Here is a 14,191-nt window from a genome sequence, read left to right on the forward strand (position 1 = left end):
AAAGAGGCCCGTCTTGATCGTTATTGTCCCAGCCCATGTGCGTGCGGTGTTGTGCCTTTTCGTGGCGGGATGCCGGTAATGGGGACCACAGGAACTGCCCCGCGGGCAGGTGACATACAGGCCAGCGCGCAGCTTATGCGGCTGGAAGGTGGCACGTATTGCATTTTCCATGCCTCTGCCCCCGCAGGTGCCGGGTTCAGCCCTCTGTCGGGCATGCGCGTGACCGCGCCACCCGGCATGGCTGGGGTAAAGGTCAGTGCATTCGATGCGGATGGCTGGATGGGGGCGCAGGGTGGGGCGGCCCTGGTCCGCATGCCTGATGGCGGCGGCGGGGTGCTGGTCACCACCTATCGTGATCCGGCGCATGATGGGGCTGCCCTGCCGGGATTGCAGGTGGTCAGACTGTCCGGCCCACAGGCAGTGGACGCGGCAGTCGCCGCCCCGCCACCAGCGGCGGTGGACGCCGGGGGAATCGATGCAGGCAGCATGATCGCCCATATTCAGGGCCGGGGTGATATCAGCGCCCCGCTCGGGACGTGGTTGGGCAAGGGTGGCAGCGGGCAGTGGCTGGAAGGGTTTGCCATCCAGCCCGCTTCCGGCCTTGCCGCAGGTGACATGGAGTATCAGGCCATTCTGGGCGAAGACTGGTTTTCGCCATGGGTGGACGGTGGGGCCTATTGCGGCAGCCGGGGCATGGCGCTGCCCCTGCTGGGCCTGCGGGCCCGGCTGAAGGGGGACGCCGCGCGGCGGTTTACATGCCATATCGAAGCCTGCTTTACCGATGGTACCCGTCTTGGCCCGCTGGAGGACGCGCCGGTCATGGCGCCTTCGCATGCGCCACTGGAAGCCTTCCGGATTGAAATCCTGCCCCGGCAGGCTGTTCCGCCGCCATCCTCATGTCCCGATGGCGGGGCGGAAGACGCATTGCAGGCGACCGTTCCACATGACGAACCGGCGCCATCGCCCGTCCCCCGCGTGCGGCGGGGCAGGCGCACCCCGCCCGCGCGTGTGCCGGCGCATCAGTCCGAAACACCCGAAAACAAGTCTGGCCAGTCCGTGCCATGGTGGCACCGCAGGCCCGAAAAGCATGCCGCAGCACCCGCATCCGCCGCCCCGCCGCGCGACCGGCGCCGCAAGGCGGGGCGACAGTCACGCACGATGGTGGGGTCGTGAACATTTGCGACCTGCCAGCACGTAGTACCCTTCCACCATGCCCGGCCCGAACGGTCTGGTTCTGGAAACAGCCGGCGTGCCGGAGGAACAATCGGGGCGACAGGGGATGAAATACCTGTTCGTGCACCAGAATTTTCCCGCCCAGTTCGTGCATCTGCTGCGTGACCTGCGGACGCGGGGCGGGAATGAAATCGTTTTCATAAGTGAAACGGGACAGGGGCATATGCCCGGCGTGCGGCGGGTATCCTATCGCCTGCCGCCACCCGTGCGGATGGCGGCCCCGGCCCCGGTGGCCGAACTGGCCCGCGCCATGCAGCGCGCGGCCGAGGTGGCGCGGGCGGCCCGAACGTTGCGGGGGCTGGGTTACGTGCCTGACATCATCATCGGCCACCATGGCTGGGGCGAGATGCTGGAACTGGCCGATGTCTATCCCGATGTGCCGATGCTGGGATATTACGAATTCTTCTACCACCCTACCGGCCTGGATGTGGGCTTTGACCCGGAATTCGCCCCCGCCGCTGGCGTTGCCCCCCTGGTCCGGGCACGCAATACGCTGAACCTGCTGGCCCTTGCCGGTTCAGGCTGGGGGCATTCCCCCACCCGCTTCCAGCGCGACACCTATCCCGACTGGGCGCGCGCGCGCATAACGCTCCTGCCTGAAGGAGTGGATCTGGATCGATGCGCCCCCGACCCGCAGGCAGCCACGCAGCCCTTTGCACTGGGGGACATCCATGTGGGCACGGATGAAAAGCTGGTCACCTATATTGCCCGTGATCTGGAGCCATATCGCGGGTTTCACGTCTTCATGCGCGCCCTGCCACATATCCTGCGCCAACGCGGCGACGTACGGGTGATCATGGTCGGCGGCGATGGCGTAAGCTACGGCGGTCGCGCGCCGGATGGCCGGACCTGGCGGCAGCATATGCTGGCGGAACTGGGCTCCACGCTGGATGCGGGGCGCGTCCATTTTGCGGGAAAGGTCGGTTACGGTGATTTCTGCCGCCTGCTGCAGCGATCGGATGCGCATGTCTACCTGACATATCCGTTCGTGGCGTCATGGTCGCTGCGTGAAGCAATGGCGTGTGGCTGCGCCATCGTGGGAAGCCGGACGCCGCCAGTCGAGGAATTCCTGCGTGATGGCAGGACGGCGCGGCTGGTGCCGTTCCTTGAACCCCGGCGGATTGCCGAAGGCGTGCTGGAACTGCTGGAAGACAGGCGTCTGGCGCACAGGCTGCGGGCCAATGTCCGCACACAGGCGGAACGCATGCTGGACATGCACGCCTACATGGCGCGCTATCACCGGCTGATCGGTCAGCTTGCGGGAGGCATGGCCCACGCCGCGCTGACCGATGCCGTTGCGTGACCTCCGGGCCGCATGGCCCGGCGGACAGCAGGGCGTGGCTTACTTGCCAGCTACGGCCTTGACGGATTCAAGGATCACTTCGCCGGCGACCTTCTTGTCGGCCCAGCCTGCGACCTTGACCCACTTGCCCTTTTCCAGATCCTTGTAGCGGGTGAAGAAATGCTCGATTTCCTTCAGCACGATCTCGGGCAGGTCTTCCAGCTTCTCCACCTTGGAGTAGTAGGGATGCACCTTGTCATGCGGTACGCAGATGATCTTTTCATCCTGCCCGCTTTCGTCTTCCATGCGTAGCACGCCAATGGGGCGCGCACGCACCACAACACCCGGCACGACGGCTGCGGGCATCAGCACCAGCGCATCGGTCGGGTCGCCATCGGCGGCCAGCGTGTTGGGAATGAAGCCATAGGCTGCGGGATAGACCATGGGCGTGAACAGGATGCGGTCCACGACCAGCGCGCCGCTGTCCTTGTCGATCTCGTACTTGACGCCTGAACCCTGCGGGATCTCGATCACGACGTTGATGTCGTTGGGTACGTCCTTGCCGGGGGAAATCTTCGATACGTCCATTGCTGTTCAGGCCTCCTGCTGCCTGTATGTGCGTTAAGGGCCGCCCCGGGGTGTTGCGGCATGAATTAACGGGGGATGACGGTATATCTCCCACCGTTTCCTGTGCAAGTCATGTTCCGTGGCAGGATGTCCAACCATGAGCCAGATCATGAAGTTGTTTTTTTTATGGCGATATCGCCATCGGAATGGAAAAAATTACGCGGAAAAAGGCACGTGGATCTTGCCAAATCCTTCTACATGCGCGAGATCAGGGGCTGCCTGCGCGCCCGTAGCTCAATTGGTTAGAGCGGGCCGCTCATAACGGCTTGGTTGCGGGTTCAAGTCCTGCCGGGCGCAGGCTTTTTAGCATGCAGCACAGCGGTAATGGCCCCGTGCCAGTCCACGCCGTGCGGGTGACTTGCCAGTTTTTCTTTCAGTTTATCAGGAGCCGACCGTCATGGCCGCCACGCAATATGTCTATGTGATGAAGGACCTGACCAAGGCGTATCCGGGTGGGCGTGAAGTCTTCAAGGGTATTACCCTGTCCTTCCTGCCCGGCGTCAAGATTGGCGTGCTGGGTGTCAACGGTGCCGGTAAATCCACGCTGCTCAAGATCATGGCGGGCGTGGAAAAGGAATTCGGCGGCGAGGCATGGGCGGCCGAAGGCGCGCGCGTGGGCTATCTGGAGCAGGAACCCAAGCTGGATGAAAGCCTGACGGTTGGCGAAAACGTGGCCCTGGGTTTTGGTGAACTGAAAAAGGCCGTGGACCGCTTCAACGAGATTTCGATGAAGTTCGCCGAACCCATGTCCGATGACGAAATGAACACCCTGCTGGCCGAACAGGCCGAACTGCAGGAAGTGATCGACGCGGGCGATGGCTGGGAACTGGACCGCAAGCTGGAAATCGCGCTGGAAGCCCTGCGCTGCCCGCCCGCCGACAGCCCCGTTGACAAGCTGTCCGGTGGTGAACGCCGTCGCGTGGCCCTGTGCCGCCTGCTGCTGGAAAAGCCCGACCTGCTGCTGCTGGATGAGCCGACCAACCATCTTGATGCGGAAAGCGTATCGTGGCTGGAAAAGACGCTGCGTGATTACGAAGGCACCGTGATGGTCATTACCCATGACCGTTACTTCCTCGACAACGTCACCAACTGGATTCTCGAACTCGAGCGCGGCCGCGGCTATCCGTTCGAGGGCAACTACTCCTCCTGGCTGGAACAGAAGCGCAAGCGTCTGGCGCAGGAAGAGAAGGAAGAAAGCGCCCGCCAGCGCGCCCTTGCCGCCGAGCAGGAATGGATCGGCTCCTCGCCCAAGGCCCGTCAGGCCAAGAGCAAGTCGCGTATCGCGCGCTATGAGGAAATGCTGGCCCAGAATAACGAGAAGGGCGGTGGTGTGGCCGACATCATCATTCCGCCCGGGCCCCGTCTGGGCGGCACGGTGATCGAGGCCGAGGACCTGCGCAAGGGCTTCGGCAACCGCCTGCTGATCGATGACCTGAACTTCAAGCTGCCACCGGGCGGCATCGTGGGCGTGATCGGGCCGAATGGCGCGGGCAAGTCCACCCTGTTCAAGATGATCATGGGGCAGGAAACGCCCGATAGCGGCACGCTGACCATCGGTGAGACCGTGAAGCTGGGTTATGTGGACCAGTCGCGCTTCAGCCTTGATGACGACAAGACCGTGTGGGAAGAAATCTCCGGCGGGACGGATGTCATCTATCTGGGCAAGCGGGCCGTGCCGTCACGCGCCTATGTCGGGGCTTTCAACTTCAAGGGGCCGGACCAGCAGAAGAAGGTGGGCGTCCTGTCGGGGGGTGAGCGTAACCGCGTCCATCTGGCCAAGATGCTGCGGCAGGAAAGCAATGTCATCCTGCTCGATGAGCCGACCAACGACCTTGACGTTGATACCCTGCGCGCGCTGGAGGAGGCTCTGGCCGAATTCGCGGGCTGTGCGGTCATCATCAGCCATGACCGCTGGTTCCTTGACCGTCTGGCGACCCATATCCTCGCCTTTGAAGGGGACAGCCACGTCGAGTGGTTCGAGGGCAACTTCCAGGCGTATGAAGAAGACAAGCGCCGCCGTCTTGGTCCAGATGCAACCGAGCCGAGCCGCATCAAGTACCGTCCCATCGAACGCTGATTCCATTTGCCATCGGCAACATTATCTGCCTTCAATAGTGGTCAGGTTCACGCACCTGCCACGATGGAGGCAGTCATGGGATGTCGATACAGCATACAGACCGGGCACCTGCGACTTGACCCGGTTTCCTGGACCGATCTGGAAGATGTGGTCCGGCTCAAGGCCAGTGCCGGTGTCACCGGTCGGCTGGCCAGCGGCGTGTGCAGCCGTGTCCTGAGTGAACAGGATATGATGACCGACCTCATGACATGGGGACGGGAAGGCGTGGGGATGTTTGCCGTGCGCCAGCAGGACAGCTTTATCGGCCTTGCGGGGGTTCAGCCCTCCAGCACTACGGCGGATTGTCATGAACTGCAGTTCGCCATCCTGCCCCATGCGCGTGATACGGCCCTGTCACGGCAGGCGACCAGTATGGCACTCGCCTTTGCGCACGAGGCCGGGGTCGGGCGCATCATTTCCTATGTACGTGACAACGATATTATCGCCCGGCAGGTTTTTGGCGGGGCAGGCATGAGCCTGTGCACCGAACAGCCGGAATGCTGTGGGCCGGATATCCTGCTGTATCACAGCCTGCGTGGGGCACCGGCAGGCAACAGCATGCATTGACGGACAGTTTCCACCACAGCAGGTCAATGCGACATTGTGATTCCATTGGAATTGATTTTATACATCATATAAAATAATAATTATTTATGTTTTGGTGTTTGGTTAATTTTTCTATCTTTTTTGTAGAATGCATATTTATTAATATTATAATACTAAGCATAATTCTCCCATTCATGCACAATACGTGAATCCTGCAACAACAGGTTCAGTCCATTAAAATTGCGTGAAACAGAGGTATGACTACGCCAGTCCGTATTCGCAATGGTGACATCAGGCTTATGACCCAGATCAGTAAGTAACGGCTGCTGACTCAGGGCTGTTTCATCTGTATTGCCCTGTGCTGCGGCTGGTAGATACCCGTATCTGCTTGCTGATCCGATAAAATTGATACCATGCATCCCTGATGATACTCATTGATGGATAGACTGGGTAAGGATGCACACCAATAGCAGTGAAGCTGTGCGCGCCTTTTCCCTGAAGCTTTTTAAGGAGACGCGGCTTCGGGGAAGATTTTGATTCATGGTCCTTAAATTACGATCGATCAGATTTCGTCTGTGTGTGAATGTAAATATATAAGTAAATATACCGTAATATATTTTTTAAAATAATAATAAAATTATATTAAATATTTATATAATAATATGTTTGCAAATTATTATTATATAATTTTATTTACATAAAAATACGAAATATTATGGAAAACATGCGGGGCATGAACGTATAGCCCATAAAAACTGATGGCCTATTGAATCCACTGTATACTTCGACCGTAGCGGGGTCTGGTGAAATACAAAAGTAGGGGAGAATACGAGCAGGGAATGGCATACAGGATCTCCATTACCACGAGGGTCAACTGCCCGGTACGAAAGGGTTTGCGCCCAATTTCAATCAACAGCCACGGGAGAAGGAAGAACGGTTTAACCGTAAATCCAATTACGACCAGTATGCCCGTTATCATGGCACGCCAACCCTGCCGCCCAACTGGTAAGGCATAGGGAAAACAAGCAGTATCACCAGTTCTTCTCTTTGCGCGAATTCCTGTGGCCAGTTCAAGCGCATGCATCGCAAGAAAGGTCTGCTCTCAAAAACCTATTCAAATAATAGGGAAATATTTCATATACCGTCTGGATAATACACGATAACCGGACAGCAAATCGGAAATCTGATTATCAGATACTGTGGTGACGCATCGGATCAGCATACGGTTGCGCCCGCCTGACATATTAATGAAACAGTATCATCTGTTGATTTGTTATCGAATACATAAATGACGCATGATCTGAATTAATTGAAAATATCAATTATTGTTGTGTATTAATTTCAGAATATTATTAAAAGATCAGCGGGATATATAATAATTATAAATAATTTTCTTGTTAATATTTCTTTATGCAGCACATTCATAATTAGAGCAGATCCAGTTTGAATGGACACATTCGAATTGGTGAAGATGCACGATAAACAACGAGTTAGGGCAAATTCTACTGAGCCAGAGTTCAGTGGAATTGCTCTAGATTACAAATCATTTCGGTTCAAAGGGCATGTCCGATCAGTGCATAAATTTCTCTTTTTTTGTGTGTATCAGTCAGGTATTTGGTGAAAAATAGATATTCAGCACGGATGTTCGTCATAAAAAAACCAGCACTTGTGCTGGTTTTTTTAACGCTGCCTGACCCCGCGTGGCGGGGACGAAAGATTTAATGGTGGTTGGCGATCTGCTTGTCCAGCGCATGCAGCAGGGCATCCACATTGCCGCCATTGCGTGCGATGAAGGAACCGTAATCCTGTCGCTGGGTCAGGCGCAGGCTGGCCCCTTCGCCCACCACGTCCACGACCTTCGGGCTGCCGCTGGTGGTGCTGATGATCCACTGGGTGTCCGCACCTGGCTGGCCGGGGCGGTTGATGACGGTGGAAACCGCCGTGTCCTCACCCGCGGGCGCGCTGGAACCGACCACGAAGGTCACGCCGCGATAATCGCCGATCTTGTCGGTAATGGCGTTGACCAGTACCTGATGGAACAGCTTGATGTAGCGCGTCTGCTGCTCCGGTGTTGCAGTCCGCCAGTAGCGGCCAAGGCAATAGCGGCCGATGGCGTCCACATCCACATACTGTTCCAGAAGGGGCAGGATATTCTGCTTCTTCTTTTCCAGCGGGATATCGCTGTTGACCACGCCAACCAGCTTGTTACCGAACATGGTGACGAAGGAACGGGCCTGCGCGCCGGCATCAACCGCCCATGCTGAAGCAACAGGCATGGCGGCGGCGGTCGCTGCCAGCAGAGCCAGTGCATGGCGACGGGGGATGGATGTCTGCATCGCTGTGTCCCTTTTTATCTGTTGTGGTACCAGTCGGGCACGGTGGCCCGATGGTCGTTCTTTATGTTTTCCGCCATTGCCTTGCGCTGCTGCTGGTAAGCACTGCGGATGGTGGCGTAGGGATCAAGCGAATCCTTCATGACCTGGTCCAGCGCATCAACATTGGTGGCCATGCCGTTGATGGTGCCCATGATGTTATAGGCCCAGTTGAAGGTCAGCAGCCCATAACCGCGGGGCACGTAGTTCCACGGTGACAGGCCGACGTCGATGCCATAGCCGACCCCGTCACGGAACGAGGACGGACCCAGCACCGGCAGGAACAGGTAGGGGCCGGATGGCACGCCCCACGTCGCCAGCGTCAGGCCGGCGTCGTTGTCGTGGTGCTTGTAGCCGGCGTAATTGGCCACATCGATCAGGCCGCCAATGCCGACCGTCATGTTGATGCACCACCGCACGAAGGCGTCGCCCGCGCGGCGTGGCTTGCCCGCACCCACGTCGTTAAAGAACACGACGGGTTCGTTCATGGTCTGGTACAGACCACCGATCGAATTGCGCAGCGGGCGCGGCACGGCCCAGATATACGCCTTGGCCACCGGGCGCAGGGTATATTTGTTGGCCCACATGGTCAGGTCGAAATTCTTCCGGTTCAGTTTTTCGTACTTGTCGTTGGCTTCCTTGTATTCAGCCAGCGCGTCCGGGTCCTTGGGTGGCGGGGTCGCGCATGAGGCAAGCCCGAGCAGTCCAAGTGCCACTCCCGCGACGCGAAGCGACGAGCGACGCGGGGACGGGCGGGACGACCAAGAATTCGATCCTGTCTCTGCGCGCATACTCGTTTCCGCTTCCCTCTGTATTCGCTTGCCCACCATGCTGGCATGGCGGGATGGCCCAATGTGTTGGCAAGAATCCCGAACCGGGCAATGACGCCCCTTTCTTGCGTCACTCTCTAGCATGGGATCGCTGTTGTGCAATCCGCTTGCCACGGGATGAAGGCATATTGTGTCTGCCCTGCATGGGGAAGGTGGGACAAAGCCTGCCCTGAAGCGGCCATGTGAAGGGGAGACTTGGCAGAATTGCCGCGCTGAGTGTGACGTAAAATCCACAATATCTTCAACGTCACGCTACCGGCACGGTGGCATGGTATCACGATTTGTTGAAGATACGGCAGGCCTCAGCGGGCAAGCTTCGATGCGATTTCGGGAAACATGTCCGCCAGTTCCCGGATCTCACGCTTTGACATGCCAGCCTGCGCCGGATCAACGGCCTGGCCAGCCATTGCCGCGCGCAGCACCTTCAGCGCGGGACCGGACAGCAGGACCGCGTCACGCATGTAATCGGTAAAGGCCTCGTATGTCAGTGGTGCCCATTTCTGCACGATCTGCAGGATGGCGTCGGCATAGGCGCGGATTTCGTACTGCGCGTGGCTGTCCGCGCGCAGGCGCAGGAAATGCAGCAGGTTCCACAGGTTAATCTGCCAGTAGAACTGGGTCATGATGTTGACCGGCAGGTTCATGCGCGCCAGTTCACGTGCGATGGCCGGGCGGTCCGGGTCGCGCTTTTCGCCGTTTTCGTCCTCGTTGAGCAGGTCGAGGTAATGGTCATAGCAGCGCGATGCGTCATCACGCAGGATATCGAGTACCTGCTGCGCCTGCTCGGGCGGTAGCGCATCGGCCCGGCCCTGCTTGTTGTTGGTGGACTGGGCGGCGATATCCTCGGGGCGGGGGAAATAGAATTCCTTTTCCAGCACCGAATAGCGGGCCGAGTATTCATTGATGCTGGCGGTGCGGTGGCGGAACCACTGCCGGGTGACGAAAATGGGCGCGCGCACATGCAGCTTCAGCACCGCAAGCTCGAACGGGCTGGTGTGGCGGTGGCGCATGAGATAGCGGATCAGTCCCCGGTCATCGGACGTGCTACGCGTGCCCTTGCCGTAGGATACGCGCGCGCCCTGCACGATCCCGCTATCGCCGCCCATGTAGTCCACGGCGCGGACAAAGCCGGTTTCCAGCACGGGAATGGGGGAATACAGCACGTCTTCCACCGCGGGGACGACAAGGCGGCGGGTCTGCGCCCATCCGGCGCGGGCTGCCTCGATTGCCGATTTCTGCTCAGTGGAAAACATGTGTCGCCCCGTCCAGTCTGTGTCGATCATAGCAAAGGACGCGGGCCATACCATACGGGGCATGTCATATCCAAGACGCCAACCCGTAACGATGGCCCGCCTGGCCTGTCCCGGTCGCATGGCTGTGACCCGTCTTTACGGCGGTATCATGGCGGGTGACGGACGTGCGGGGCCAGTGTTTTTTTCACGAAAAACAGGGTCTGTGGCCGCCCGACCGCGCCATCACGGGGCCAGCATGGGGCAGATTTCAGGCACCCTGCCGAAACGGGGGCGCCGTCGGATATGGGACAAAAAATATCCATGACTGTTTCGGGTGCGGGAATCCCGCTCCATATGTCGCAGCCACCTTCGGCGGCCCCTTGCCAGATGCACGGCCAATCCCTATATCCGGAAGTGCCGGAGGGGCTTGCCCCTTGGCTATGGCGATAAACGGCGCGTGGAATAAGTGTTGTGGACCCGGGGGCGGTACCCGGCGTCTCCACCAATTTCCCCCTGGATGGGGAACATGGGGACGAAACAGGCTCGACACGCATGGTAAAGACCCGCCTTTTGCCCGGCATTGTACCACCGTTATCGGGCTAAATTACAAGTGCCAATGATAACTCTGAGGTGCTCGCTGTCGCTGCATAAGCGATAAGCGCGGTTCGGGAGGGCACCGGGCAACAGAAGCCCTCCCACCTTGTCTGCTGTTCATGTTAGGTTGATGGTGCGGTATCCGCTTCGTGAAGGGATGCCCGACCTCAGTGGCTTTTCACGCCATGAAGTTTGACGCACAGCTTGAAGCTGTGGCACGGCGTGGCCTGAACCCGCATGTCTGCAAAAATCCGGTCCGGCGGGGAAACCGTCCGGGCGGATGTACGGAGAAGTCCGATAATGTCCGATGATCACGACGAGGAAAACGGTTTTGACACCGCCATTCCCGACAGCCTCATGCCCTATGATTCCTGGATCGAGGATGCCTACCGGCAGGTCATGCTGCGCGCGCTCGACTATGCGGCCGCGCAGGGACTGCCGGGTGATCATCATTTCTACCTGACATTCAGGACCGACTGGCCGGGTGTTGAAATGCCCGACCGCCTGCGTGCCCAGTATCCGCACGAAATCACCATTGTCCTTCAGCACCAGTTCTGGGACCTGAAGGTGGACCGCACGCACCAGATCATATCGGTCGGGCTGTCATTCGGGGGGATTCCTTCCACGCTGGTGATTCCGGTGGCGGCCGTATCAGCCTTTGCCGACCCGCATATCCGCCTTGCCCTGCGCTTTACCGTGCCCGAACAGCCGCCCGTGGCTGCCGCAGCACCCAACGTGGTGCCGGTGCAGCCCGCGATGGCGGACACGACGCAGGCCACCTCTGCCGCCGATATGGCAGCGGACGGCGCGGATACGGACAGGGGCGAAGGGTCGCAGGTTGTCAGTCTCGCCGCCTTCCGCAAGAAGGGGCCGGGGGGACCGGGCTGAGCCACATTTTCCATCCGGGCGCGCCGGATGCGCCGGGCGCGCCCTGAACCTGAACGCCGCCACCTGGAACCAATCCGGGGGAAAAAAGGCAGGAGACCGTCCGTTGAATGTATCCGCACCCACGCGCAAGCCATTTGTCTATGGCCCGCTGTTCCCGCTGCATGATGATGATACACCGTGGAAGAAGCTGGAGATCGAGGGGATAACCACCTCGGTCCTCGGTGGCCGCACGGTGGTCCATGTCCGGCCCGAAGCCCTGACCGCCCTTGCGGCCCGCGCCTTCAACGACGTGGCGCACCTGCTGCGCCCGGGCCATCTGGCGCAGCTTGCCAAGATCCTGAAGGACCCGGAAGCATCCGAAAACGATCGCTTCGTGGCGCTGGACCTGCTCAAGAACGCCTGCATTGCGGCCGGTGGCGTGCTGCCCATGTGCCAGGATACCGGTACCGCCATCGTGTATGGCAAGAAGGGCCAGCGTGTGTGGGTGGACGGGAACGAGGAGGAAGCCTTCTCCCGCGGGGTGTACGACACCTATACCGGCACGTCGCTGCGGTATTCGCAGATGGCGCCGGTTTCGATGTTCGAGGAAGTGAATACCGGCACCAACCTGCCCGTGCAGTTCCATATCTCGGCAAATCCCGGTGACTACCATGCCGAACAGATGGACCTCATGTTCATCGCCAAGGGCGGCGGGTCGGCGAACAAGACCTTCCTGTTCCAGGAAACCCGCGCCCTGCTGTCCAGCAAGGAGCACCTGCTGAAATGGCTGGATGGCAAGATCCGGACGCTGGGCACGTCCGCCTGTCCGCCGTACCACCTTGCCGTAGTGATCGGCGGCATGTCGGCCGAGCAGAACCTTGAGACCGTAAAGCTGGCCTCCACCCGCTGGCTGGACAGCCTGCCGACCGAAGGCAGCGCGCATGGCCACGCCTTCCGCGATCTGGAGATGGAAGAGGAAATCCACAAGCTGACCCAGCGCCTGGGCATTGGCGCGCAGTTTGGCGGCAAGTATTTCTGCCACGACGTGCGCGTCGTGCGCCTGCCACGCCATGGCGCATCACTGCCGGTGGGGATCGGGGTTTCGTGTTCGGCGGACCGTCAGGTCAAGGCCCGGATTACCGCCGATGGCGTCTTCCTTGAACAGCTTGAAACCGATCCAGCCCGCTTCCTGCCCGAAACCACGGATGATGATCTGGACGGGGAGGCAGTGCAGATTGACCTGAACCAGCCGATGGATGAAATCCGCCGCAAGCTGTCGCAGTATCCCGTGCGCACCCGCCTGTCCCTGACCGGCACGATGGTCGTCGCCCGTGACATCGCGCACGCCAAATTCCGCGAAAGGCTGGAAAAGGGTGAGGGGCTGCCCCAGTACCTCAAGGACCATCCCGTCTATTACGCCGGTCCCGCCAAGACGCCCGAAGGCATGCCCACCGGCTCCTTCGGTCCTACCACGGCGGGCCGCATGGACAGTTATGTGGCCATGCTGCAGAAGGCTGGCGGGTCGTATGTCATGCTGGCCAAGGGCAACCGGTCAAAAGCCGTGCGGGATGCATGCAAGGAATATGGCGGTTTCTACCTTGGTTCCGTTGGTGGGCCGGCGGCCCGCCTGGCGCAGGACTGCATCCGCAAGGTCGAGGTGCTGGAATATCCCGAACTGGGCATGGAAGCGGTGTGGAAGATCGAGGTCGAGAATTTTCCGGCCTTTATCGTAATCGACGACAAGGGTAATGATTTTTATGACGGCCTGACTGGCTGAACGTACCTTCCTGCGGTGCGTCCGGCCTGTCTGTCGGGCCGGACAACCGGAGGTTTGAGAGCGCCATGCGTTTTACCGTCGATCGTCTTGACCACCTTGTGGTGAGTGTCCGCGACCTTGAGGTCTCGGCCTCGTGGTTCCAGCGCGTGCTGGGTATGGAGCGCGAGGAATATGGGCGCAACAACCGCACGGCGCTGAAATTCGGTGGCCAGAAAATAAACCTCCGTCCCTATGGGGCCGAGGGCTGGACCACGGCGGAAGACGCGCTGCCCGGCACGAATGATTTGTGTTTCACCACCGCGCTGAACAGCGTCGATGTGATCGAACATCTTGAAAAATGTGGCGTCCGGGTGACCGAGGGGCCGGTGGCCCGTCTGGGGGCGCTGGGGCCTGTGACATCGGTCTATTGTAACGATCCCGATGGCAACCTGATCGAAATCGCGTCCTATCAGGGGTAAAGACCGCATGGCAGCTGATCTTGTGGCCGGTTGCAGCATTCCGCCTGCAGAATGTTAAGCGCATATTAGAGGCTGTTTGAAAAGTCGGATCAGGATAGCGATTTGAAATTGAAAGAGGTTTTTGGTGAAGCTTTTTCAAGAAGCTTCTGGGAACGCCGCCTTTATTTAAAAAGAATGGCACCCAAAAACTTCCATTATTTATCAATATCTTATTGGGAATGTACCTTTTGCGTCGCCGCGCATTCACGCGCGGCGAC

Annotated in this window: 11 protein-coding genes, 1 tRNA gene and 1 other RNA gene; 9 read left to right on the top strand and 4 right to left on the bottom strand. The window is 59.2% G+C overall.

The features are described from left to right. Positions 1-78 precede the first annotated feature (78 nt). Both MSKU9_RS12680 and MSKU9_RS12685 read left to right on the top strand, forming a co-directional pair. Positions 79-1,173, top strand: coding sequence for a hypothetical protein (locus tag MSKU9_RS12680; protein WP_141261772.1), 1,095 nt, complete (start codon positions 79-81; stop codon positions 1,171-1,173). A gap of 106 nt (positions 1,174-1,279) precedes the next feature. Further along, entirely contained in the window at positions 1,280-2,536 is a 1,257-nt protein-coding gene (locus MSKU9_RS12685; RefSeq protein WP_141261813.1) for a glycosyltransferase, read from the top strand. Positions 2,537-2,575: 39 nt separating this feature from the next. Here the strand turns inward: MSKU9_RS12685 and ppa are convergent, their stop codons facing one another. Beyond that, positions 2,576-3,103, bottom strand: coding sequence for an inorganic diphosphatase (ppa, locus tag MSKU9_RS12690; protein WP_010508257.1), 528 nt, complete (start codon positions 3,101-3,103; stop codon positions 2,576-2,578). A gap of 262 nt (positions 3,104-3,365) precedes the next feature. Here ppa and MSKU9_RS12695 point away from each other — a divergent pair. From MSKU9_RS12695 to MSKU9_RS12705, 3 genes are all read left to right on the top strand, one after another. Next, positions 3,366-3,439: transfer RNA gene (locus MSKU9_RS12695), tRNA-Ile, on the top strand. A gap of 100 nt (positions 3,440-3,539) precedes the next feature. Then, positions 3,540-5,219 carry an energy-dependent translational throttle protein EttA gene (gene ettA / locus MSKU9_RS12700; protein ID WP_141261773.1) on the top strand — a complete coding sequence of 560 codons (1,680 nt, stop codon included), beginning with the start codon at positions 3,540-3,542 and terminating at the stop codon, positions 5,217-5,219. 63 nt (positions 5,220-5,282) lie between these two features. Then, the gene (locus MSKU9_RS12705) at positions 5,283-5,825 is read left to right on the top strand and encodes a GNAT family N-acetyltransferase (RefSeq protein WP_141261774.1); all 543 of its coding nucleotides are present in this window, start codon (positions 5,283-5,285) and stop codon (positions 5,823-5,825) included. 1,697 nt (positions 5,826-7,522) lie between these two features. On the opposite strand, the gene MSKU9_RS12710 is transcribed toward MSKU9_RS12705, so the two are convergent. The 3 genes from MSKU9_RS12710 to thyX form a co-directional block, all read right to left on the bottom strand. Then, positions 7,523-8,140 (bottom strand): MlaC/ttg2D family ABC transporter substrate-binding protein, encoded by a 618-nt coding sequence (locus MSKU9_RS12710; RefSeq protein WP_141261775.1) that lies wholly within the window; start codon positions 8,138-8,140, stop codon positions 7,523-7,525. 14 nt (positions 8,141-8,154) lie between these two features. After that, complete coding sequence (locus MSKU9_RS12715) at positions 8,155-8,892, bottom strand: MlaA family lipoprotein (RefSeq protein ID WP_025439676.1); 738 nt, start codon at positions 8,890-8,892, stop codon at positions 8,155-8,157. A 416-nt stretch (positions 8,893-9,308) separates the two neighbouring features. Further along, the gene (thyX, locus tag MSKU9_RS12720; protein ID WP_162853819.1) at positions 9,309-10,259 is read right to left on the bottom strand and encodes an FAD-dependent thymidylate synthase; all 951 of its coding nucleotides are present in this window, start codon (positions 10,257-10,259) and stop codon (positions 9,309-9,311) included. A gap of 355 nt (positions 10,260-10,614) precedes the next feature. Between thyX and ssrA the strand changes: the two genes are divergently transcribed. The 4 genes from ssrA to MSKU9_RS12740 all read left to right on the top strand — a co-directional run bounded on the left by ssrA (position 10,615) and on the right by MSKU9_RS12740 (position 13,934). Beyond that, positions 10,615-10,936: a transfer-messenger RNA gene (gene ssrA, locus MSKU9_RS12725) on the top strand. Positions 10,937-11,132: 196 nt separating this feature from the next. Further along, positions 11,133-11,720, top strand: a complete 588-nt coding sequence (locus MSKU9_RS12730) for an SspB family protein (RefSeq protein ID WP_141261776.1) — start codon at positions 11,133-11,135, stop codon at positions 11,718-11,720. Between the two features lie 103 nt (positions 11,721-11,823). Beyond that, positions 11,824-13,476: a fumarate hydratase gene (locus MSKU9_RS12735; protein ID WP_141261777.1), complete on the top strand. Its 1,653-nt coding sequence runs from the start codon at positions 11,824-11,826 to the stop codon at positions 13,474-13,476. 65 nt (positions 13,477-13,541) lie between these two features. Beyond that, positions 13,542-13,934 (top strand): VOC family protein, encoded by a 393-nt coding sequence (locus MSKU9_RS12740; RefSeq protein ID WP_141261778.1) that lies wholly within the window; start codon positions 13,542-13,544, stop codon positions 13,932-13,934. The last annotated feature ends 257 nt before the right edge of the window (positions 13,935-14,191 follow it).

It is taken from the genome of Komagataeibacter diospyri, assembly GCF_006538165.1.
Taxonomy (GTDB): Bacteria; Pseudomonadota; Alphaproteobacteria; order Acetobacterales; family Acetobacteraceae; genus Komagataeibacter; species Komagataeibacter diospyri.

What these genes read in the sequence shown, in the direction of transcription:
- MSKU9_RS12730 (WP_141261776.1), top strand. Translation starts at nt 11,133, where the DNA reads ATGTCCGATGATCACGACGAGGAAAACGGTTTTGACACCGCCATTCCC.
- MSKU9_RS12705 (WP_141261774.1), top strand. Translation starts at nt 5,283, where the DNA reads ATGGAGGCAGTCATGGGATGTCGATACAGCATACAGACCGGGCACCTG.
- MSKU9_RS12685 (WP_141261813.1), top strand. Translation starts at nt 1,280, where the DNA reads ATGAAATACCTGTTCGTGCACCAGAATTTTCCCGCCCAGTTCGTGCAT.
- MSKU9_RS12680 (WP_141261772.1), top strand. Translation starts at nt 79, where the DNA reads ATGGGGACCACAGGAACTGCCCCGCGGGCAGGTGACATACAGGCCAGC.
- MSKU9_RS12710 (WP_141261775.1), bottom strand. Translation starts at nt 8,140, where the DNA reads ATGCAGACATCCATCCCCCGTCGCCATGCACTGGCTCTGCTGGCAGCG.
- MSKU9_RS12740 (WP_141261778.1), top strand. Translation starts at nt 13,542, where the DNA reads ATGCGTTTTACCGTCGATCGTCTTGACCACCTTGTGGTGAGTGTCCGC.
- ppa (WP_010508257.1), bottom strand. Translation starts at nt 3,103, where the DNA reads ATGGACGTATCGAAGATTTCCCCCGGCAAGGACGTACCCAACGACATC.
- ettA (WP_141261773.1), top strand. Translation starts at nt 3,540, where the DNA reads ATGGCCGCCACGCAATATGTCTATGTGATGAAGGACCTGACCAAGGCG.
- thyX (WP_162853819.1), bottom strand. Translation starts at nt 10,259, where the DNA reads ATGTTTTCCACTGAGCAGAAATCGGCAATCGAGGCAGCCCGCGCCGGA.